22 protein-coding genes are annotated in these 19,143 nt (G+C 37.9%); 17 read left to right on the forward strand and 5 right to left on the reverse strand.

The genetic code is table 11. From position 1 onward, the window contains the following. Positions 1 to 30 precede the first annotated feature (30 nt). The 12 genes from Q0590_RS03685 (at position 31) to Q0590_RS03740 (ending at position 9,354) form a co-directional block, all read left to right on the forward strand. Positions 31 to 510 (forward strand): sll1863 family stress response protein, encoded by a 480-nt coding sequence (locus Q0590_RS03685; RefSeq protein ID WP_302036124.1) that lies wholly within the window; start codon positions 31 to 33, stop codon positions 508 to 510. A 48-nt stretch (positions 511 to 558) separates the two neighbouring features. Continuing rightward, complete coding sequence (locus Q0590_RS03690; RefSeq protein ID WP_302036125.1) at positions 559 to 921, forward strand: phosphoribosylpyrophosphate synthetase; 363 nt, start codon at positions 559 to 561, stop codon at positions 919 to 921. A 183-nt stretch (positions 922 to 1,104) separates the two neighbouring features. Continuing rightward, complete coding sequence (gene xseA / locus Q0590_RS03695) at positions 1,105 to 2,235, forward strand: exodeoxyribonuclease VII large subunit (RefSeq protein WP_302036126.1); 1,131 nt, start codon at positions 1,105 to 1,107, stop codon at positions 2,233 to 2,235. A gap of 93 nt (positions 2,236 to 2,328) precedes the next feature. After that, entirely contained in the window at positions 2,329 to 2,490 is a 162-nt protein-coding gene (locus Q0590_RS03700; RefSeq protein ID WP_302036127.1) for a hypothetical protein, read from the forward strand. 80 nt (positions 2,491 to 2,570) lie between these two features. Then, entirely contained in the window at positions 2,571 to 3,023 is a 453-nt protein-coding gene (locus tag Q0590_RS03705; RefSeq protein WP_302036128.1) for a hypothetical protein, read from the forward strand. Positions 3,024 to 3,309: 286 nt separating this feature from the next. Then, entirely contained in the window at positions 3,310 to 4,914 is a 1,605-nt protein-coding gene (locus Q0590_RS03710; protein ID WP_302036129.1) for an OstA-like protein, read from the forward strand. A 141-nt stretch (positions 4,915 to 5,055) separates the two neighbouring features. Next, entirely contained in the window at positions 5,056 to 5,547 is a 492-nt protein-coding gene (locus tag Q0590_RS03715; RefSeq protein ID WP_302036130.1) for a T9SS type A sorting domain-containing protein, read from the forward strand. Between the two features lie 125 nt (positions 5,548 to 5,672). Continuing rightward, positions 5,673 to 6,503 (forward strand): outer membrane protein assembly factor BamD, encoded by an 831-nt coding sequence (locus Q0590_RS03720; RefSeq protein WP_302036131.1) that lies wholly within the window; start codon positions 5,673 to 5,675, stop codon positions 6,501 to 6,503. Between the two features lie 97 nt (positions 6,504 to 6,600). Beyond that, the gene (locus Q0590_RS03725) at positions 6,601 to 6,918 is read left to right on the forward strand and encodes a DNA-directed RNA polymerase subunit omega (protein ID WP_302036132.1); all 318 of its coding nucleotides are present in this window, start codon (positions 6,601 to 6,603) and stop codon (positions 6,916 to 6,918) included. Between the two features lie 34 nt (positions 6,919 to 6,952). Continuing rightward, the gene (coaBC, locus tag Q0590_RS03730; RefSeq protein ID WP_302036133.1) at positions 6,953 to 8,164 is read left to right on the forward strand and encodes a bifunctional phosphopantothenoylcysteine decarboxylase/phosphopantothenate--cysteine ligase CoaBC; all 1,212 of its coding nucleotides are present in this window, start codon (positions 6,953 to 6,955) and stop codon (positions 8,162 to 8,164) included. Then, positions 8,157 to 9,089 (forward strand): type IX secretion system protein PorD, encoded by a 933-nt coding sequence (gene porD / locus Q0590_RS03735; RefSeq protein WP_302036134.1) that lies wholly within the window; start codon positions 8,157 to 8,159, stop codon positions 9,087 to 9,089. Before coaBC ends, porD begins: the two co-directional genes overlap by 8 nt. A gap of 37 nt (positions 9,090 to 9,126) precedes the next feature. After that, positions 9,127 to 9,354: a hypothetical protein gene (locus Q0590_RS03740; protein WP_302036135.1), complete on the forward strand. Its 228-nt coding sequence runs from the start codon at positions 9,127 to 9,129 to the stop codon at positions 9,352 to 9,354. On the opposite strand, the gene mce is transcribed toward Q0590_RS03740, so the two are convergent. Beyond that, entirely contained in the window at positions 9,351 to 9,761 is a 411-nt protein-coding gene (gene mce / locus Q0590_RS03745) for a methylmalonyl-CoA epimerase (RefSeq protein ID WP_302036136.1), read from the reverse strand. The two genes, Q0590_RS03740 and mce, sit on opposite strands and share 4 nt — an antisense overlap. A 143-nt stretch (positions 9,762 to 9,904) precedes the next feature. Between mce and Q0590_RS03750 the strand changes: the two genes are divergently transcribed. The 4 genes from Q0590_RS03750 (at position 9,905) to Q0590_RS03765 (ending at position 15,206) form a co-directional block, all read left to right on the forward strand. Continuing rightward, positions 9,905 to 10,231, forward strand: coding sequence for a HesB/IscA family protein (locus Q0590_RS03750; RefSeq protein WP_302036287.1), 327 nt, complete (start codon positions 9,905 to 9,907; stop codon positions 10,229 to 10,231). 466 nt (positions 10,232 to 10,697) lie between these two features. Beyond that, the gene (locus Q0590_RS03755) at positions 10,698 to 11,663 is read left to right on the forward strand and encodes a hypothetical protein (protein ID WP_302036137.1); all 966 of its coding nucleotides are present in this window, start codon (positions 10,698 to 10,700) and stop codon (positions 11,661 to 11,663) included. 23 nt (positions 11,664 to 11,686) lie between these two features. Next, positions 11,687 to 12,943: a glycosyltransferase family 4 protein gene (locus Q0590_RS03760; protein ID WP_302036138.1), complete on the forward strand. Its 1,257-nt coding sequence runs from the start codon at positions 11,687 to 11,689 to the stop codon at positions 12,941 to 12,943. 322 nt (positions 12,944 to 13,265) lie between these two features. Further along, the gene (locus Q0590_RS03765) at positions 13,266 to 15,206 is read left to right on the forward strand and encodes an AAA domain-containing protein (RefSeq protein WP_302036139.1); all 1,941 of its coding nucleotides are present in this window, start codon (positions 13,266 to 13,268) and stop codon (positions 15,204 to 15,206) included. Positions 15,207 to 15,259: 53 nt separating this feature from the next. Here Q0590_RS03765 and Q0590_RS03770 read toward each other — a convergent pair whose 3' ends face one another. The 4 genes from Q0590_RS03770 to Q0590_RS03785 all read right to left on the reverse strand — a co-directional run bounded on the left by Q0590_RS03770 (position 15,260) and on the right by Q0590_RS03785 (position 18,252). After that, the gene (locus tag Q0590_RS03770) at positions 15,260 to 16,021 is read right to left on the reverse strand and encodes an SDR family NAD(P)-dependent oxidoreductase (RefSeq protein WP_302036140.1); all 762 of its coding nucleotides are present in this window, start codon (positions 16,019 to 16,021) and stop codon (positions 15,260 to 15,262) included. A gap of 173 nt (positions 16,022 to 16,194) precedes the next feature. After that, on the reverse strand, positions 16,195 to 16,584 hold the full coding sequence (locus Q0590_RS03775; protein ID WP_302036141.1) for a VOC family protein: 390 nt from the start codon (positions 16,582 to 16,584) through the stop codon (positions 16,195 to 16,197). A 65-nt stretch (positions 16,585 to 16,649) separates the two neighbouring features. Beyond that, positions 16,650 to 17,522: an EamA family transporter gene (locus Q0590_RS03780; protein ID WP_302036142.1), complete on the reverse strand. Its 873-nt coding sequence runs from the start codon at positions 17,520 to 17,522 to the stop codon at positions 16,650 to 16,652. A gap of 31 nt (positions 17,523 to 17,553) precedes the next feature. After that, the gene (locus Q0590_RS03785; RefSeq protein WP_302036143.1) at positions 17,554 to 18,252 is read right to left on the reverse strand and encodes an HAD family hydrolase; all 699 of its coding nucleotides are present in this window, start codon (positions 18,250 to 18,252) and stop codon (positions 17,554 to 17,556) included. A 139-nt stretch (positions 18,253 to 18,391) separates the two neighbouring features. On the opposite strand from Q0590_RS03785, the gene Q0590_RS03790 reads away from it, so the two are divergent. Continuing rightward, on the forward strand, positions 18,392 to 19,141 hold the full coding sequence (locus Q0590_RS03790; RefSeq protein ID WP_302036144.1) for a DeoR/GlpR family DNA-binding transcription regulator: 750 nt from the start codon (positions 18,392 to 18,394) through the stop codon (positions 19,139 to 19,141). Positions 19,142 to 19,143 lie beyond the last annotated feature (2 nt).

The raw sequence follows: 19,143 nt of genomic DNA on the forward strand, positions 1-19,143 counted from the left end.
ACCTCTGTAGAATCAACCTTGATAACAGTTATGGAAAATATAAAAAGAACAATGAAACAAAGCCTGTATGCCTTGCTAATTGCAGGGATGATAGGCAGCGTAAGTGCTTGTAGTAGCAACGAGCGTGAAAAAAATATAGACACCAGTTCAAGCACAAATACGGCTAAAGCTTATGAGAATGATAATGATGCCGAAACCACGGAGATAGATAAAAATGCCTGGATGCAGGAAAGAGATACTTATGTATCTACTCAGCGAGCTACACTTAAACGCATAGATAACGATATAGATAGCTGGCAAAGCAAAATGGAAGGCAAAAAAAATGCGGCCATGAATGAGGGGATGAAATCGTTAAAAATCAAAAGAGACCAGTTTGAAGATAAACTAAATGAGATAGAGACCTCTACAGAGGAAAACTGGACAAGAATGCGTAATGAACTTGATGAAAGTGCCATGGAGTTGGAAAGTACGCATAAAGCCTTTACCAAGGAATATGGCAAAAACAGTTAATCTTAAATTCACATAAAATAAATCTGTAAAAATTAAGCATACACATATATGGCAACTTCAAGCAAAGATTATAGTGATCTAGTAGATGCAACGCAGGATCTGCAACAAAGGGGATACGCCAGTGATTTTAAAATCATTGATAAACCCGGTTCAGACGACGAAGCCGAAGCATGTCAACTGGAATCTCTTACCACTGGTAAAATATATACGGCCAATCAACTCAAAATAAGGGAGCATTATCGTTTTGAGGGTCCCTCTAATCCGGGAGATATGTCAGTGGTGTATGCAATTGAGTGTGAAGGTGGAGAAAAAGGGTCAGTTATAGATGCGTTTGGCACTTATTCCAGCAGACGGCTTTCTGAATTTTTCAGAAGTATTCCTATAGAAACAGACTCTTCTCAGGATGTATAAGGTTTATCCTACTTTATAAACAAACCACCTAACTTTACTATGCAGAGGCTGCCAGCAGGCAGCCTTTTTTGTGTTTATAATAAGACCCGAAAGGACTGCCTTTTTGGTAAATGCTTGTAAAAATTGTAATTTGGTTTGCAAATAAGCAATCTTTCCTCATTCGCATTCAGCCAACAGCTATCCATGTTTTATCCATCTGTCGACCTACTCACTGTTAGTGATCTTACGTACCGTATTAAAGAGATATTGGAATATGAACCAGAACTACAAGAAGTAAGCCTGCAGGGAGAAGTCTCTAATTGTACCTTACACAGTTCCGGTCATGCATATTTTACATTAAAAGACGAGTATGCTCAAATAAGCTGTGTTATGTTCCGGGGAAGTATTACCGGAAAAACAAAAGAGATATTAAAACACGGAGCTAAAATTGTTGTAAAGGGCAGTGTAACGGTATATCCGCAAAGAGGAAATTACCAATTATTGGTACAGGAAGTGCAAGCCTATGGGGTAGGCAATCTGTACCAGCAGTTTCTAATGCTAAAAGATAAATTGCAGCTGGAAGGCTTGTTCGACGAATCTAATAAAAAGGAAATACCTGCTTACCCAACTACTATTGGCCTGATTACGTCTCCTACAGGAGCAGTCATAAAGGATATTTTACATACTCTGCAAAGGCGGTATCCCGGCATAAAGCTGGTACTTTCCCCGGCAACTGTTCAAGGCGAACAAGGAGCCGCCTCTGTAATAGCTGCCTTGCAGCTTTTGTGCAAGCAGCCAGCAATAGATGTAATTATAATCGCCAGAGGAGGAGGGTCCATAGAAGACTTATGGTGCTTTAATGATGAATCTCTAGCTAAAGCTGTGTATGCTTGTCCTATTCCGGTTATTTCAGCTATTGGCCACGAAACCGATTTCACTATTTTAGATTTTGTAGCAGACTTACGGGCGGCTACCCCAACGGCTGCAGCCGAACATGCTGTGCCAGACAAAACAGAGTTAGCAAATTACCTATTACAAATGCGGGCAAGCATCCGCACAGCTGTCCAATACAACCTTTATAACCGGGCGCAGCAACTGGATGATATGGCTGAAAAGACAAGTATGCAATGGAATTACCTGCTTGCTCAGAAAAAGAATGAATTAGCTGTACTCGCCGCTACTCTTCAGCAGTATAATCCCAATGCTTATCTGGATAGAGGTTACAGCTTAACTCTAAAAGATGGCAAGGTAGTAAAATCGGTGGCTGAGGTGGCCTCTGGCGACTCTTTAGAGATAGTATTGAAGGATGGTACGATCAGAACAGTAGTGGAATAGAAGCAAGGTTACGTATTTTATAAAAATCTACCTTACAAGGGGTTTACCTTTGGTATAATAGTTCATTAAGTGTATAAAACCACTTAAGAAATCATGAGAACCATCACCAAAACTGAAGTATTTATTAGATTTTTATTCCTTGTTTGTGTTATTTCCGGTGCCTTAGTAAGCTCTATATTTTCTTCCGGGGCTGAAGAACTAACCAAAGCGGATCAGCAGAAAACCATTACCTTGCATAATCCTTCCCACAACTAACTCATACAGATTTTTTAATCTGGGACAAGCAAGCGTTTTTCCGGTACATATATTGTACACGTAGCAGCTAAAGAACTCGTATGAAGTCATTCACCATACCTATTTTCCTGCTATTGACAATCTTATGGAGTACCTATACTTCTGGTTGCCGCTCACAGCGCTCGCATCCAGCTACGTATACAGGCAAACAATTATTGTTTGGCAATGGCGGGGGTTTTACGGGCGAGACTACTACATACCTATTACTAGATAATGGATACTTGTTCCGTGTGACAACTGACATGCGTACTACTAAAGAAAACTATACCCCTCTAAAAAAGCTTTCAGGTAAAATTACCCAGCAACTATTCAGTAAGGCAAATGACTTACAAATATCCCAGACTGAGTTTAGTCATCCCGGCAATATCTATTATTTCATTGGGATCAAGAATAAGCAAACTACACACCGCATCACATGGGGCGACCCAAGCTATACGGCTCCCATCGATGCAGAAAATTTATATCATCAACTAACAGCTAGCCTTCCTCAGTAATACTTATTCTCTTATTTCCTGTTATGTATGTAAGGTATAGCTAAGACGAGTATACAAAACCTACACTGGCTTTCGTTTGTAATCTACTTAATCACCAGAAATCATCTTTCTTAAATTGTCCATCCGTCCCTTTATTGAAAGAAGTTAATCATCCGGGCATTTCTTACGTATGTCTTTTGTATTGGCTTGGTTTGATTACCTTTACAAAGTGAAACCGAACTGGCTTAATTATTGCCAAATTGAGTTAGTCTAAGATGAATAATTCAGCGTTTAGTAGAGAGCATTCATGAAGTTTATATATTATATTATCCTAGTTAGTTGTTGTTTGCTTCTTCCGGCAGGTTGCCTGTTTGCCCAGACGGATGAACCAGATATGGTAGAATTAGAGCAAGCAGACTCTTTACTGGGAGGTACTCCAAAAAATGGGCAAGAAGTAAGAAGAGTAATTGGCCATGTCAGGTTCAGACAGAAAGGTGCCGTAATGACCTGTGACTCTGCCTACCAGTATGTAGCCACGAATACCTTGGAAGCTTTTGGCAATGTACGGATTGTGCAGGGAGATACATTAACAGTTACTGGCAATAAAGCATTTTACGATGGCAATACGAGGGTAGCTCAGATGCGGGGAAATGTAGTATTGGTTGATAAGACAATGACTTTGTATACCGAGGAACTGGATTATAATATGAATACCAGTCTGGCTTATTATTACACAGGTGGCCGCATTATAGACGGAGAAAATGTACTGGTCAGCAAACAAGGGTATTACAATACCAAGTCGAAACTGCTGTTCTTCAAAGAAGAAGTTAATCTAACTAATCCTGAGTATAGTCTCAACTCCGATACTTTACAATATCATACAGTTACTAAGGTTGCTTATTTCAAAGGTCCTACAAAAATTGTAGGTAAATCAGGAGATTTATATACTACTAATGGCACATATAATACAGTTTCGCAGCAATCTACTTTTATCGGCAGAACTACTATTGATTATGATAAATATACCCTAACCGGCGACAGTGTGTATTATGATAAATTAAAGGAAATAGGTATTGCCCGTATGAATGTAGAACTGGTAGCCAAAGAAGACAGCACTGTTATAGAAGGAGACATCGGGACATATAATGGTATAAAAGGAATCTCTAAAGTGTATGGCAGACCAGTTATGAAAAATATCGCTGCTGGTGATACTTTATATATGACAGCAGATACGCTGGTATCTATAGATGATACAGTTAAAAAAAGCCGGAAGTTATTTGCTTACAATAATGTAAAAATTTTCAAATCGGACCTGCAAGGAAAGTGTGACTCACTGCTGTACAATTTTACCGACTCTACCATTTATTTCTACCGCAACCCGGTACTCTGGAGTAGTGGCAACCAGCTACTGGCAGACTCCATCCATATCCAAATGGCAAACAACAAAATCAGCAGAATGTATTTACGGACAAATTCCTTTGTTGTAAGTCAGGATAGTATCAAGAATTTTAACCAGATTAAAGGCAGACGCATGACTACCTATTTTACAGATAATAAAGTAAGTAGTGTATTTGTAGATGGGAATGCAGAAAGCCTATACTTTGCCTTAGACGAAGGCGATAGTGTGTTGATTGGCATGAACAAAATGCTTTGCAGCAAAATGGATATCCGTTTTAAAGATAATAAGGCAAATACCATTAAAGCACTTACCACGCCAGATGCAGTATTTATTCCTCCACACGAAATAGAAGAACCAGACAGGCGGCTAAAAGGCTTCAGGTGGCGAATTGAAGAGAGACCTCTAAAATCTGAAGTCTTGATACGAAACCAACCATCACCCCTAAAGCCTGTTAAGAAACAAACTGTAGAAAAACCTCAAGATATCCTGGGTAGATCTAATCCAAGGCGGTGATATTACCGTTTATAAGATAATAATTCCATTTGTACAAAAGTACTGCACAAATAATATTATTGCGATTATTGGCATACTTTTGTATACAATTTTGTATATATTTACGTTATACTGAATTTTTCCTCAACCCGCTGTATACATATGAGAAGAAACTTACTAATAGCCATCTCATTTATCACCTGTTTATCCTTTGCCAAAGGCACTAAGGCTAATCATATAAGTCAAGCTAAAATAACGAATACTTCTGCATCCTATGTTGCTACTAGTATTCCATCAAAACCTGCGGGCGTAGAAAAATTATCAGAACCTGTGATGCATGAGAATGACTCTATGCGTTCTATGCGGGGAGAAATTCTTTTCTCAAATGAAAAAATTAGTATTTCCAGCGTATATCCTAATCCGGCCAGTGCCTATGCCTCTATCGATTACCAGCTTTTTAGAGACACGGACAATGCCAAAATTATTCTGTGTAATGTTTTGGGCAATGTGGTAGGTGAATATACGTTAATCAGAGACGCAAAAAGATTACATATCTCTACTTTAGAACTAAATTCCGGCGTATATTTTTACACGCTGTCTGTAGATGGAAAAAGCTTAATTACGCGAAAGCTGATTATTAAGCACCACTCTTAATGAAATAGCCTAATTTTATTACATATAGAAAACAAATAATAGCTTGTGTATCAATACGCTATTATTTGTTTTCGCGTTTATATACAAATTGTAAAACTGCAATTTATACTTTATATTTGCACCTTATGCAAAATTCGAAATACCTGTTATTCATATTGTTTATTGCCGGAGTTTTTTTTAGTTCCTGTAGCAAATTTACCAAATTGCAAAAAAGTACTAATGTAGAAGAAAAGTATCAGGCGGCCGTCAATTACTATACGAAGAAAGATTATAATAAAGCTAGTTTACTATTTGAAGAAATTATCCCTCTAATACAAGGAACACCCGAAGCTGAACGGGCGCAGTTTTACCTGGCAAATGCGCATTTCCAGCAAAGAGATTATATTTTAAGTGCACATTACTTCAAAAAGTTTTATGAGACTTACTCCAGAAGCGAGTTCGCCGAAGAAGCAATGTATTTATATGCCTATTCACTCTATGAGGACTCCCCTTCCTATAACCTGGATCAAACTAATACATATACGGCTATAGAGGCCATGCAAACTTTTATAAATGCATATCCAGGCAGTAAGTATAAGGAGAAATGTAATGAGATAATTGCCCTGCTGCGAGCCAAGTTAGAAAGAAAAGCCTATGAAAATGCAGAACTTTATTCGCACAAAGAAGATTATAAAGCAGCCGTAGTAGCTTTTGAAAATTTTCAACGGAGCTACCCGGATTCAGATTACAATGAACGGGCAGCCTACCTCAAATTAGTTAATGCCTATAATCTGGCAAAGTCAAGCACAGAAGCCAAAAAGAGGGAGCGGTATGAAAGCACCATTGAATATTATGAAAATTTTATTGACAAATATGCCAAAAGTAGATACCTGCGGGAAGCGGAGAACATTTATGAGGCCTGTGTAAAAATAGTTGGTGAAGCAGCAGGCGCTGAATTACAAAGTACAAAGAAGTAATATACATCTGCTATGAGATAAACATATTCCTAATGGAATTATCATGTAGTAGTCTTTTATAATTTATACAATTTACAATAAAATCAACCAATCAAATATGGCTACATCACCCTCTATTATTACCAGAGACGTAGAAAAAATAGCATCGCCCACCGGAAATATCTATCAATCGGTATCGGTAATTTCCAAAAGAGCGCGGCAAATTTCTACAAAGATGAAAGAAGAATTGAACAATAAATTATCAGAATTTGCTTCCACAGTAGATAATCTGGAAGAGGTGTTTGAAAACCGGGAGCAAATTGAAATATCCAAGTTTTATGAGCGTATGCCCAAGCCAACATCTGTTGCTACAGATGAATTTCTGGCTGGCAAGATCATGTTCAGAAAACCAGACATTGACGAACTTTCCAGGTAATACTACACTACCTATTAAATAATTTAATTTCTGCATGCTTGCTCAAAAGAAAATTCTCCTGTGCGTAAGTGGCAGTATAGCAGCCTATAAGGCAGCTTTATTAGTTAGACTATTAGTAAAAGAGCAGGCAGAGGTTAAAGTAATTCTTACTACCTCTGCCTCTCAATTTATTACCCCTCTTACATTAGCTACCCTCTCCAAAAATCCGGTACTTACCGATTTTATCAAAAATGATGCTGGCGAGTGGAATAACCATGTAGCGTTAGGTTTATGGGCAGATGCCATAGTTATAGCGCCTGCAAGTGCCAACACATTAGCTAAATGTGCTCAAGGCATTTGCGATAATTTATTGGTAGCTACTTATTTATCTGCGCGTTGCCCTGTATTTTTTGCTCCAGCCATGGATTTGGATATGTATCAGCACCCAAGTACGATACAAAACCTGCAAAAACTAGCCTCTTTTGGCAACCATATTATTGCAGCTGAATATGGCGAACTGGCCAGTGGCCTTACTGGTGTGGGCCGCATGGCAGAGCCTGAGCAAATTTTGCAGATTTTGCAACGATATTTTTCTCCAACTCAACCACTTCTTCACAAGAAAGTACTGATTACGGCCGGTCCAACATACGAAGCTATTGACCCTGTGCGTTTCATTAGTAACCATTCCACTGGTAAAATGGGATATGCCTTAGCCCATAGTCTGGCTGAAGCAGGGGCGCAAGTAGATCTGGTAAGCGGACCTACACATTTGCAGGTAAAACACCCAACTATAAATCTCCTACAGGTAGTATCTGCACAGGAGATGTATGAGCAAAGTGCCCGTCATTTTAGCAGTGCCGATATTATTATACTAGCAGCAGCTGTGGCAGATTATACACCTGCACATAAAGCTTCTCAGAAAATAAAGAAAAAAGAAACTAATTTTACTCTGGAACTAACCAAAACGATAGACATTGCCGCTACTCTGGGCAAACAGAAGAAACCTAAACAACTTTTAATAGGTTTTGCATTAGAGACCAACAATGAATTAGAGAATGCATTTGGAAAGTTGGTGAATAAAAACCTTGATTTTATTGTTCTAAACTCAATGAATGACGCAGGGGCAGGCTTTGGACACGATACGAATAAAGTGACAATTATTGAAAAGGACCATACTATTCATGAGATACCTTTGAAAGAAAAAACGGCTATAGCGAAAGATATTACCAATTTATTAATCAGCAAACTACAATCAGCAAATGCTTAAGAAATACATCCATCCATTTATTCTCATTTGCTTAGTTACATTCGCATGTAGCACGTTCAGTCAGGCGCAGGAGCTTAGATGCAATGTAATAATTGATACAGATCAGCTTAGAAGCTCTATGGTTACAGAAAAGCAAGTATTTGTAGATATGCAAACGGCTATTTCTAACCTGATGAATAATCAACGATGGACTAACGACAAATATCTCCCTCAAGAACGCATCAACTGTAATTTGGTGATCCGTATTACCGATATGCCTAGTATCAAGTCATTTGTTGGTACGGCTCAGATTCAATCATCCAGGCCAGTATATGGTACGGATTACGAATCTTTTCTGCTCAACTTCATTGACCGTGAATGGCAATTCGAATATACGCCTGCCCAGCCAATGGATTTTAACGAGAATACCTTTACAAACAACCTTACCTCTATGTTGTCTTTCTATGCCTATATTATTATCGGCTTAGACAATGATTCTTTTAGCAGGCTGGGGGGTAGTGCATATTTGCAAAAAGCCATGATTATTGCTAACACCGCCCAGCAAGGAGCAACAAATGGAGAAAAGGGCTGGGGATCTACAGAAGATAACCGGAACCGCTATTGGCTTATTGAAAATCTATTGAGTCCGCAGATGCTTCCGCTAAGAGAGGGATTATATACCTATCATCGCCAAGCACTCGATAATTTTCTGGCAAGCCCGGAACAAGCACGCACACAAATATTAGAGGTATTAGGCAATATCAAAAAAATAAATCAGATCAGACCAGCAGCTTTGTTGACTAACACCTTCTTTGATACCAAAATCAATGAATTAATCAATTTTTTCCTGGAGGGAACACCACAGCAGAAACAGACAGCTTATAACTTACTAGTGGAATTAGATCCTACCAAAACAGATAAATATAATGCCTTAATTAAGAATTAATTATTTATTCATTCAATTTTTATTGATTAGTTTATTTATGGGTAAAAGACAAGCCAGAATTTTTGCAAAAGATATTCCCATAAAATTGCTTGATTTAGTAAATAAGGAGGTAAATATTCTGTTAAAAAATGGCACTGTATTCCATGGAATAATAAAGAATACTGCTGGTTCGGCCATTCATTTAACCGATATGCTTGGCAGAAAGCACATTGTGGAGATGAGTTTGATTGCTGAAATAATTTTAGATATAGAGTCTTTATATTAGGCTGTATGGTTTATATCCTGGCAGAGTTCAATTAGTACTCCATTGGTTGTTTTAGGATGGACGAAGCAAACAAGCTTATTATCGGCACCTCTTTTAGGCATTTCGTTCAGTAAAATAAATCCTTCTTGTTTCAGCCTTTGCATCTCCTGTTCTATATCTGTTACCTCAAAAGCAATATGGTGTATTCCTTCTCCGCGTTTCTCAATAAATTTATTTATTACACTATCGGGATTAGTAGCTTCTAATAATTCTATTTTTGTTTCTCCAACTTTAAAAAACAGGGTGGTTACTCTTTCGCTTTCTACCGTTTCTTCTTTGTATGGCTTTACACCAAGTAATTTTTCATACAACCTGCTAGCTTCTTTTAGATTCTGAACAGCGATTCCAAAATGTTCAACTTTGTGCATACTTCATTTGAATTGATATTGTTGGGTAAATGAAGAAACTTTTTGCTTACCAAAAAAGTTTTACCGTAGATTTGTATTACAAGCGTCAAATTCGAATATTTTACAGATATATAAATTATCACAACTATTTACTTCCTACTGCCATGATAAGCGTTACTGATAAAGCAAAAGAAAAAATAATAGAACTGCGGTCAAAAGATGGATTAACCGATAATCATAATATTCGCGTATCTGTGCAAGGTGGTGGCTGCTCGGGATTAATGTATGATCTTGATTTTGATTCTAATGTGAAACCTTCTGACCAGACTTTTGAGGATAAAGGCATCCGAATACTCGTTGATAAGAAAAGTTTGCTTTATTTAATCGGCACTGTTTTGGATTTTTCTGATGGATTGAATGGAAAAGGCTTCCAATTTATTAATCCTAATGCCAGTAGAACGTGCGGCTGTGGCGAAAGTTTTGCAGTATAATTATTTCCTTACGTCTTTTAACAAACCTTTGCTGATACTAAGTTAGCAAAGGTTTTTTTATGCTCTACTGGCATATATAATATATTTAAGTTTTTACTGTTTACTAAAAATTCACAAGATGTATCTAGTTAACAGATGACGCTTAAAAAGTACACTTGTAAGAAAAGAGTTTCAAATTACAGAATGGATATTTAATAGCTTAATTACCTATAATTAAGCTATTATGAAATAAATAGGTCTAATAGTTTTATTGCATAAAAAGAACTGCTATTTTTAAATGTTTAACTTTTAAAAGTCTATTCTTGAATCATCCAATAAACAAAAATACTATTTATTTGCATTTTTCTAATATCAACAAGTTACTCTTAAATTTGCAATAACTTAGTTAGTCAACAAGACTAAAACTGTATTCAGTAATTCAACCATTTGACTAACGTATTTCTTTGGTAAAAAATAATAGAATATTATGGAAGTAATCCCAAGTAGATTCAAGAATATAGTAATGGATAATAACTCTGCTTATACATTTGAGCAGTTAAATGAAACCGTTTTTTTAATTCAATTCTTCGATCATCTTAAAGAAATTCTGGGTAACAGCTTTGAGGAGTATCAATTTTACATCTATGCAAACATAGATAGTACTATTCTCCCCGACTCACTAAGCATAAAAAATCCCAAAAAAGTATTATTATTTCTATCCAATCAGAATCATGAAATAAATGAGGGGCTTCCTGGAAATTATTTTGCTGTTTTTAAATGCCATTTACCAGCCGATATAGTAAGGGAGAGAATATTTCATTTCCCATTAGGCTATGTAAAAGACACCAAGCATCATCCGGTAAAAAAGATAGAACAACGAAAATATAAAGTATTTTTTTCAGGCAATCTTAATAAGGGCCGGGTATCTCTATATAAGGTATTGTCTAATTCCATTATCCCTGATATAATTTATGGGCAATTAATGAAGGTATTTAAACGGGTACCTAGCTTGATTAAGAGAGATTTTTCTTCCAGATTCCCTTCCTCGTATGTGCACTTCACAAATGGATTCAAGAAGGGCTTAGATTCTGAAGCATATTCTCAGATTTTATATGAAAGTCAGATTGTACTTTGCCCAAAAGGATTTCTTAGAGCAGAAACCTACCGGCATTTTGAGGCTATGCGGGCTGGCTGTGTTATTATATCTGAAAAGCTGCCAAATACGTATTTATACAGAGACTCTCCCATTATACAAACGGACACCTGGAAAGAAGGAATAGCCTATGCTCAAAAATTAATAAATGATCCGGTTTTACTAGCTCATCATCATACAGAAACACTTAAATGGTGGGCTACTGTATGTAATGAGCTGTCAACTGCCCGACGGGTTGCTGAGGTATTACGCTCCCTAAATACAGCGACTACAAAGCCTCAAGCAGTTAAATCTTTATAAATTTTACCTAGTTTTTCAACATAATGAAAATTTTATTATCAGCATACGCTTGTGATGCTAAAAGCGGAAGTGAATCAGGAATAGGCTGGAACTTTGCTAAAGAGTTAGCTAACCAGGGAAATAAGGTAACCATACTCACCAAAAACCCCGCAAAAGATACAGCCTTCACAGAAGAAATACAAAGACTCGGCCTGCAGAACAGGATATCTGTACTCTATTACGATCTTCCAAGATGGCTTCAAACTATTTATAAATCAGGTGGCAGATCTGAACAATTATTCTATATCTTCTGGCAAATAGGCATTTACTTTTATGTAAAAAAGCTTTTAAAAAAGCAAGAAGTTGATCTAATTCATCACATAACCATAGGTGTATTCCGCACACCTAGCTTTCTATATTCCCTAGGAAAGCCCTTTGTTTTTGGACCGGTAGGCGGGGGCGAAGAATTTCCTAAAGTATTGATGGAAAATTTTTTACCTAAATATAGATTATTAGAAAACCTCCGATCTTTTGCGAATTCTACAGCTAGGTTCAACCCCTGGTTAATCCAATGTTTCAAAAAGAGTCAATTAATTCTATTGAAAACCAGTGATAATTTAAATTTTATCCCAAAAGAATTTCATTATAAATGTAAAGTTTCCTTGGAAGTTGGCATAGCGCAGATACCGGATTTCGATAATACAAGGCACAACAAAACCATAAAAATACTATATGCGGGCCGGCTGGCTTATTTCAAAGGAATACATTTAGCTATCAAAGCTTTTGCCAAGGCAGTTGCCATTCATCCCGATATTGAATTTACGATAGTTGGTTCAGGTAATGACGAAAAGTGGCTAAAAGATATAGCCCGGCAGCAGCAAGTATATGACAAAATAACCTGGGTTCCTTTTGTTGCGCGCAATGTGCTGTTTGAGATGTATAAAGAATATGACCTGCTTTTGTTTCCAAGTTTGCACGATTCCAGTGGAGGTGTTGTATTAGAAGCTTTATCGTTTGGATTGCCCGTAGTATGCCTGGATCTGGGTGGACCTAAAGAAATTATAGACTCAAAATGTGGTTTCATAATCAGTACTAAAAATTTAACAGAAGACGAAGTAGCAATTAAGCTTTCCGAAGCATTGAACCAATTAATAAGCAATCCTGCGCTATTGGCACAAATGCAAGCCCACGCACGGATGCAAGCTTCTACATTCACCTGGGATAAGGTTATTCAAAAGATTTATACCTATGTGCATGAGTCTATGGAGAAGAAAAACAGGCTAGTAGAAGCAAAAGTATAAGAATACAATTAGTAACGCAGGTATAATAATACTACCTGGCAGGGTTGCAGAAATTAGCAACTTATTCAACTTTAAGGCAAAGGGTAAGCAAAATCAGGCTTATTCTTTGCCTTACTGCTTATTAGCCTTCCCTCCTCATATATTCAATCGAAGCTAGTATGTAGCTGTAACACCTATGTTATTCTTGTAACTATACTCCTGCAAGTTTCTTTGTAAGTCAGCTTTTCAGTTTCCCCGGTTTATTATTTATTGATTAGCAAAATAATTTTTCTTCTTCAGTAGCTAAGCTTAGTTTTGGCTACTACAATTAAGCACTTAAGATATGACACAGCAAGCCTCCGACGAATTAAATCAATTGCTCAGGTTGTTGGCAATGGAAAAAGAAGTTGATTTAGCGCAGTATCAGGAGAAAATCGTAAACACTCCCTTGCATACACGCCGGGAGCAGGGCACAAGCTGGTATCCGGTAATTATAGTAGAATCTGGCTTTGGTATTGGTGAAAGATTATATATTGAAGTAGAGCGTACAGCCCAGACACATATGCCTCATACATTTGGCCAAGGCAAAGCAGTTTCATTATTCAGTAATGCAGGAAATACTAAAGAAAAGAACGCGATAGAAGGAGTAGTAGTGTATGCCGGATTAAACCGGCTCAAAATCAGCTTTAATGAAGATGATTTACCAGACTGGATTGATGACGGCAAACTGGGAGTAGATCTGCTGTTTGACGAGAGTAGTTACAGAGAGATGGAAACAGCTGTAAAAAAAGTTAAGGAAGCTGACAAAACCCGGTTGGCACAGCTCCGTAATGTTCTTCTTGGATATAGCAAAGCTGGTTTTACTTGTTCTGTTTTTTTTAGTGGACTTCCTCACCTCAATGAAAGCCAAAATAAGGCGGTGCATCATGTGTTACAAGCACAGGATGTAGGAATTATTCACGGCCCTCCGGGTACTGGTAAAACTACTACACTGGTTGAAGCTATTATTCAGACATTAAAAACGGAAAAGCAGGTTTTGGTTTGTTCGCCTAGTAATGCAGCAGTCGATTTGTTAACAGAAAAATTAGCAAACAAAGGAGCAGCAGTAGTACGCGTAGGAAATCCCGCCAGAGTTAGTGAAGATATGCTGCAGCACACAGTAGATGCGAAAGTACAAACAGACCGTAACTTTCCGCAAATCAAACAACTACGCAAACAAGCCGATGAGTATAACCGCATGGCCCGAAAATACAAAAGGCATTTTGGTAAAGCTGAACGTGACCAGCGGAAATTAATTCTGGCCGAAGCACGCAAACTTTCGCAGGAAGCAAATAACACCGAAAAGTACATTACCGAGGGTATATTTGCCAGAACGCAGGTAATTACTTGCACATTGGTGGGAGCTGCTAACCGGATGCTTGGAGATAGAACTTTTCAAACTGTATTTATTGACGAAGCGGCTCAAGCATTGGAACCTGCCACCTGGATACCAATCCTGCGGGCTTCCCGGGTAATATTTGCCGGAGACCATTGCCAGCTCCCGCCTACCATTAAATCGCAGCAAGCAGAAAAAGCAGGTTTAGCAATAACCTTGTTTGAAAAAACTATGGCCCGTCAGCAGGCAGATGTAATGCTTACCATACAATACCGGATGCATGAGCAGATTATGCAATTTTCTAACAATCAGTTCTATAAAGGAGAGTTACAAGCTGATGAGAGTGTAAAAGAAAAAACATTAGGTATGGATGAATGGCTCAGTCAACCTCTTACTTTTATAGATACAGCTGGCTGCGGCTATGAAGAAAAATACAACCCCGAAAACCAGAGTGTGTCTAATGGCGAAGAAGCAAATTTACTGCTTAAGCATCTCAACATATTGTTAGAACATATTAAAACGCACAATCCCGGAAAATTGCAGGAAACATTCCAGATAGGTATTATCTCTCCTTACCGCGCTCAAATAGACTATTTGCAAGCACACATCACTTCTTATTCTTTATTAGCTGAATGCAGGAAATTCATATCCATAGGTACAGTAGATGGATTCCAGGGACAAGAAAGAGAGATAATCTACATTAGTATGGTCCGCTCTAACGACAGGGGCGAAATAGGCTTTTTGAACGATATACGCCGAATGAATGTAGCCCTAACCAGAGCCAAAATGAAATTAGTGGTAATTGGCGATAGTGCTACTTTATCTGTTCATCCTTTTTACCAGGATTTTTTAACGTATATTGAAGACATAAACGCTTATAAAAGTGCTTGGGAATATATCAATGACTAATAATGAATAAGTAGCGTTTACCTGTTTATCCATTATTAGTCATTAGGTATTATTTATTGAGCCAGAAATCCACCGTCCACGGCAAGAGAATGGCCTGTTACAAATGTAGCCTCCTCTGAACTTATCCAAAGCAATGCATCAGCTACTTCCTCAGGTTTACCCATGCGCTTCATCGCGTGCATATTTGCTATAGCCTGATGCAATTTATCGTCTTCAGCCAATCCGGCATTTTCCAACATAGGTGTATAAATAAATCCTGGGCAAAGCGCATTAATGCGGATACCTTGTGGAGCATATTCTAGAGCAGCCGTTTCTGTCAGGCCCACTACACCATGCTTGGCGGCAACATAAGCGGCAGAACCCATAAAGCCTACTTTACCCAGAATGGAAGCCATATTCACTATATTTCCTTTTTTTGCTTTTACCATTTCCTGTAATTCATATTTCATACACAGGTAAACGCCAGTCAGGTTTACATTGATTACTTTTTGCCATTCATCTTCCGGATAGTCGGCAGTATGAGCAGAGGCTCCGCCGATACCTGCGTTATTTATGGCCACATCTATACGTCCAAACTTGCTGATACTTTGCTTTATCATTTCTTTTACACTCGTAGCATCGGTCACATCGCAATGGATGAACAAACTTTCTTTAGATTTTTTTATAACTTCTTCCAAAGTGGCTTTCCCCTTCTCTTCAGATATATCGGCAAGTATAAGTTTAGCTCCTTCTGCTGCATACCTGATGGCTGATGCTTTTCCTATACCGGTAGATGCTCCGGTAATTAATACTACTTTGTCTCTGAATCTTTCCATAAAATTTAGTGGTTTATCAATATATTAACTCTGGCTATCTTAATTTGTTTGTACGGAAACAACTATAAAAGAGACAAAAATGATTAACATTTAGCCAATTCCTTAGCAATAAAGAAAACTATATCAAAAGAGCTTAGTATTTTAGAAGTTACTTTACTAATTTTCACGAGCTGTTAAGCGGTAATTTCTATCCGGTTCCCATCCGGGTCCAGAATTACACTCTCATAGTATCCATCGCCTGTTTGCCGCGGTTCACCTACTAAGCGTATTCCATTCATACGCAATTGTTCAGTGAGCAAATCAACCTGCTCTTTTGTGCCAACTGAAAAAGCCAGATGTGTAATCCCAGTAAATTCCGCCCCCTGCCCGTATGTAGATTGTGGAACAGAGGGCTTATGCATGAGCTCAAGCCTGGCTCCCGAATCGAATGAGATAAAATAGGAAGAGAATTGCTTAAATGGATTGATATATTTAGTAGTTGCTTTTCCACCAAAATACATAGTATAAAAATCTTTAAGCTCTTCCAGCTGGTTTGTCCAGATAGCTATATGTTCAATACGCATACAAGATGATTAGTTTAAAGTAAGGGTAGTTAAAAGGATTTATGTAATTGGTAATTTTCCTATTGTTAATTGTTAAACAAAATAATTAATGCGGAACCAGCCACCATAATACAGGCGCCTACCAGCTTTTTAAGTATATCGGTTTCTTTGAAAAATCTATGTCCTAATAAAACACTTAGCAAAGCTGAGAGTTGAAAAAGTGCCAGAGCATACCCAACAGGCATATGGTCAAATGTATAATTTGTTGTGAATTGCATAAGCCCGATACAAAAAATAAGCATTGCATACGTATTTATATGTCCGCCGGTAAGCCTGATTTGTCCAATGAGCTGAGCAGATTTCTGATAATAAACAATACCAAAGGAGAACAAAGCGCCAAACCAGCACCAGATAATAAATGATACTTCAGGGGAAGAATAATTAATTACTTTTTTAATCAATACTGCTTCTATGGCAGCCAGGAACATGGCTAGTAACCGGTATTGAATATCTTTGCGCGTAAACACAACCCATGAAAATCTTTCTTTGGCTGTATTTAACACAACATAACTTCCCACCACAATCAAAACAATTCCTAAACCACCCCAGATTCCGGGTACTTCTCCTAATAAAAAGAAAGCAACTACCAAACTAACTACAGATTTGTAAGCATTTACAGGTCCCAGAATTGATAAATCACCTTGTTGTAAGGCTTTTATTAAGAAGCCATTTCCTAAGGCTCCCAGAAACCCAACACCTATAGAAAAAAACCAGAACTCCTTAGGAAAACTAAGCCAGTTAATGGTAATAGCATATATACCCGATAAAAGGCCCAAAAACAGATAAGTAACAAAATTAATAAACAATGGATCGGCCCGGTTGTTGGCTAGTTGTTTTTGGAAAACATTGGCAAGTGGGTTAGCTAAAATGCGAAAAACTACAGCAAGTACAGTAAGCATTGGTTCATAGGTAAATCAACTTCTGCAAGGGCTAGCCAAGCGATACGGAAAGTGAAGGTGAAATTGTTAAATACCGGTGGCTGCCTTTTGGCTGCACCCGGACAGTATCGAAATTCAGAATTACCTCTTTTGCTCCAGCTTCTTTAAGCAAAGGTGCCTGGTAAACTCCTCCAACACCAATGGTAAACATTTCTGCCCCTGTAGAAGCTTTTACCCCACTTACTGCATCTTCAAAAACGATACATTGTTCGGGTGGTAATTGTAGTTTTTTTGCAGCTAACAAATAACAGGCAGGGTCTGGTTTGCCTTTTTCTACCAAGTCTGAGGTTACAATTATATCGAATATGCCTTTTAACTGAAGTTGTTTGATAACATTAGCCACCTTAGGCGGTAAAGAACTAGTTACAAGTGCTATAGGAATAGCATTCTTTTTTAAGTCTTCAAAAAATCCCTTGATTCCGGACATGGTTCTATAGTCCATGGTTGTTTCGAAATGCTCACAACGTTCAAAAAGCTCCTCCTTTTCTTTAGAAGATAACTCTGGAAAAAGCACAGATACAGTTTGCCTGGCAGGGCATCCATGAATCTGACGTTCCATCATTTCAGTAGTAATTTGAAGATTATGTTCAGCGGCAATGGTGTGCCAGAAAGCTTCTATAGGTTTGCGTGTATTGATTACTACACCATCCATATCAAACACTACGGCAGAAAATATATTTGTTGCTATCATAAGAAAGAAAATATTATGCGTTTTTATGCATGTTTTTTTATATTACTTTACAAATATGAATAAAATAATTGCATAAATCAACATAAATACGCAAATTAACGCAAATTTAATTTTGGTTCATGCACAAACCCGCATTGTTATGCTTAAGGAAGAAAGATTCAGATTCATACTAGAAAAAGTAAAGAGCCAGCAAAAAGTACTTTCGTCGGACCTTAGCCAGGAACTAGGTGTGTCGGAGGATACTATCCGGAGAGATCTTAATGAACTGGCGAATGCAGGCCATATACACAAAGTGCATGGCGGTGCTCTGCCGCGCTCGCCTGCCCTGTTGCCTTATAAAGAACGGGAATCGTATGCCCAGCAAAACAAACTTGAAATTGCAAAAAAAGCCTTAAACCTCGTTAAGCAGGGACAAGTAATTATTTTGGATGGCGGAACAACCACCCTCCAGATAGCCAGACTTTTTCCAGAAAACTTATCAGTTACTGTATTCACCAACAGTATACCCGTAGCCTTTCATCTAGCCGATCATCCTTCCATTGATGTAGTATTAGCTGGCGGGAAACTTCTTAAATATTCTCAGGTAACCCTTGGTCTGGAAACCATAGAAACTTTCCGGTCTATCAGAGCCGATATATGTTTTCTTGGCGTATGCAGTATTCATTATGAAGTAGGATTAACCGTACCTAACCGGGAAGAGGCCCAGGTAAAACAGGCAATGATTGCTTCTGCTGCACAAGTAGTTGCTTTGGCAACAGCTGAAAAAATAGGCACAGCCGAAACCTATATCGCCTCTTCCATAAATGAAGTAGATATTCTCATTTCTGATACGCCAGTTTCAGCAGAAGTAAGTAATTTATATAAGGATAAAGGAATAGAAGTATGGTAGCT

The sequence above is a fragment of the Rhodocytophaga aerolata genome (assembly GCF_030503435.1).
GTDB classification, from domain to species: Bacteria; Bacteroidota; Bacteroidia; order Cytophagales; family 172606-1; genus Rhodocytophaga; species Rhodocytophaga aerolata.

Bases quoted from the DNA above. Each gene is read 5' to 3' on its own strand.
- mce (WP_302036136.1), bottom strand. From the start codon at position 9,761: ATGCACAAAGTTGAACATTTTGGAATCGCTGTTCAGAATCTAAAAGAA.
- Q0590_RS03785 (WP_302036143.1), bottom strand. From the start codon at position 18,252: ATGATAGCAACAAATATATTTTCTGCCGTAGTGTTTGATATGGATGGT.
- Q0590_RS03780 (WP_302036142.1), bottom strand. From the start codon at position 17,522: ATGCTTACTGTACTTGCTGTAGTTTTTCGCATTTTAGCTAACCCACTT.
- Q0590_RS03755 (WP_302036137.1), top strand. From the start codon at position 10,698: ATGGAAGTAATCCCAAGTAGATTCAAGAATATAGTAATGGATAATAAC.
- Q0590_RS03720 (WP_302036131.1), top strand. From the start codon at position 5,673: ATGCAAAATTCGAAATACCTGTTATTCATATTGTTTATTGCCGGAGTT.
- Q0590_RS03760 (WP_302036138.1), top strand. From the start codon at position 11,687: ATGAAAATTTTATTATCAGCATACGCTTGTGATGCTAAAAGCGGAAGT.
- Q0590_RS03770 (WP_302036140.1), bottom strand. From the start codon at position 16,021: ATGGAAAGATTCAGAGACAAAGTAGTATTAATTACCGGAGCATCTACC.
- xseA (WP_302036126.1), top strand. From the start codon at position 1,105: ATGTTTTATCCATCTGTCGACCTACTCACTGTTAGTGATCTTACGTAC.
- Q0590_RS03700 (WP_302036127.1), top strand. From the start codon at position 2,329: ATGAGAACCATCACCAAAACTGAAGTATTTATTAGATTTTTATTCCTT.
- Q0590_RS03715 (WP_302036130.1), top strand. From the start codon at position 5,056: ATGAGAAGAAACTTACTAATAGCCATCTCATTTATCACCTGTTTATCC.
- Q0590_RS03765 (WP_302036139.1), top strand. From the start codon at position 13,266: ATGACACAGCAAGCCTCCGACGAATTAAATCAATTGCTCAGGTTGTTG.
- porD (WP_302036134.1), top strand. From the start codon at position 8,157: ATGCTTAAGAAATACATCCATCCATTTATTCTCATTTGCTTAGTTACA.
- Q0590_RS03725 (WP_302036132.1), top strand. From the start codon at position 6,601: ATGGCTACATCACCCTCTATTATTACCAGAGACGTAGAAAAAATAGCA.
- Q0590_RS03750 (WP_302036287.1), top strand. From the start codon at position 9,905: ATGATAAGCGTTACTGATAAAGCAAAAGAAAAAATAATAGAACTGCGG.
- Q0590_RS03790 (WP_302036144.1), top strand. From the start codon at position 18,392: ATGCTTAAGGAAGAAAGATTCAGATTCATACTAGAAAAAGTAAAGAGC.
- Q0590_RS03705 (WP_302036128.1), top strand. From the start codon at position 2,571: ATGAAGTCATTCACCATACCTATTTTCCTGCTATTGACAATCTTATGG.
- Q0590_RS03710 (WP_302036129.1), top strand. From the start codon at position 3,310: ATGAAGTTTATATATTATATTATCCTAGTTAGTTGTTGTTTGCTTCTT.
- Q0590_RS03740 (WP_302036135.1), top strand. From the start codon at position 9,127: ATGGGTAAAAGACAAGCCAGAATTTTTGCAAAAGATATTCCCATAAAA.
- Q0590_RS03690 (WP_302036125.1), top strand. From the start codon at position 559: ATGGCAACTTCAAGCAAAGATTATAGTGATCTAGTAGATGCAACGCAG.
- Q0590_RS03775 (WP_302036141.1), bottom strand. From the start codon at position 16,584: ATGCGTATTGAACATATAGCTATCTGGACAAACCAGCTGGAAGAGCTT.
- coaBC (WP_302036133.1), top strand. From the start codon at position 6,953: ATGCTTGCTCAAAAGAAAATTCTCCTGTGCGTAAGTGGCAGTATAGCA.
- Q0590_RS03685 (WP_302036124.1), top strand. From the start codon at position 31: ATGGAAAATATAAAAAGAACAATGAAACAAAGCCTGTATGCCTTGCTA.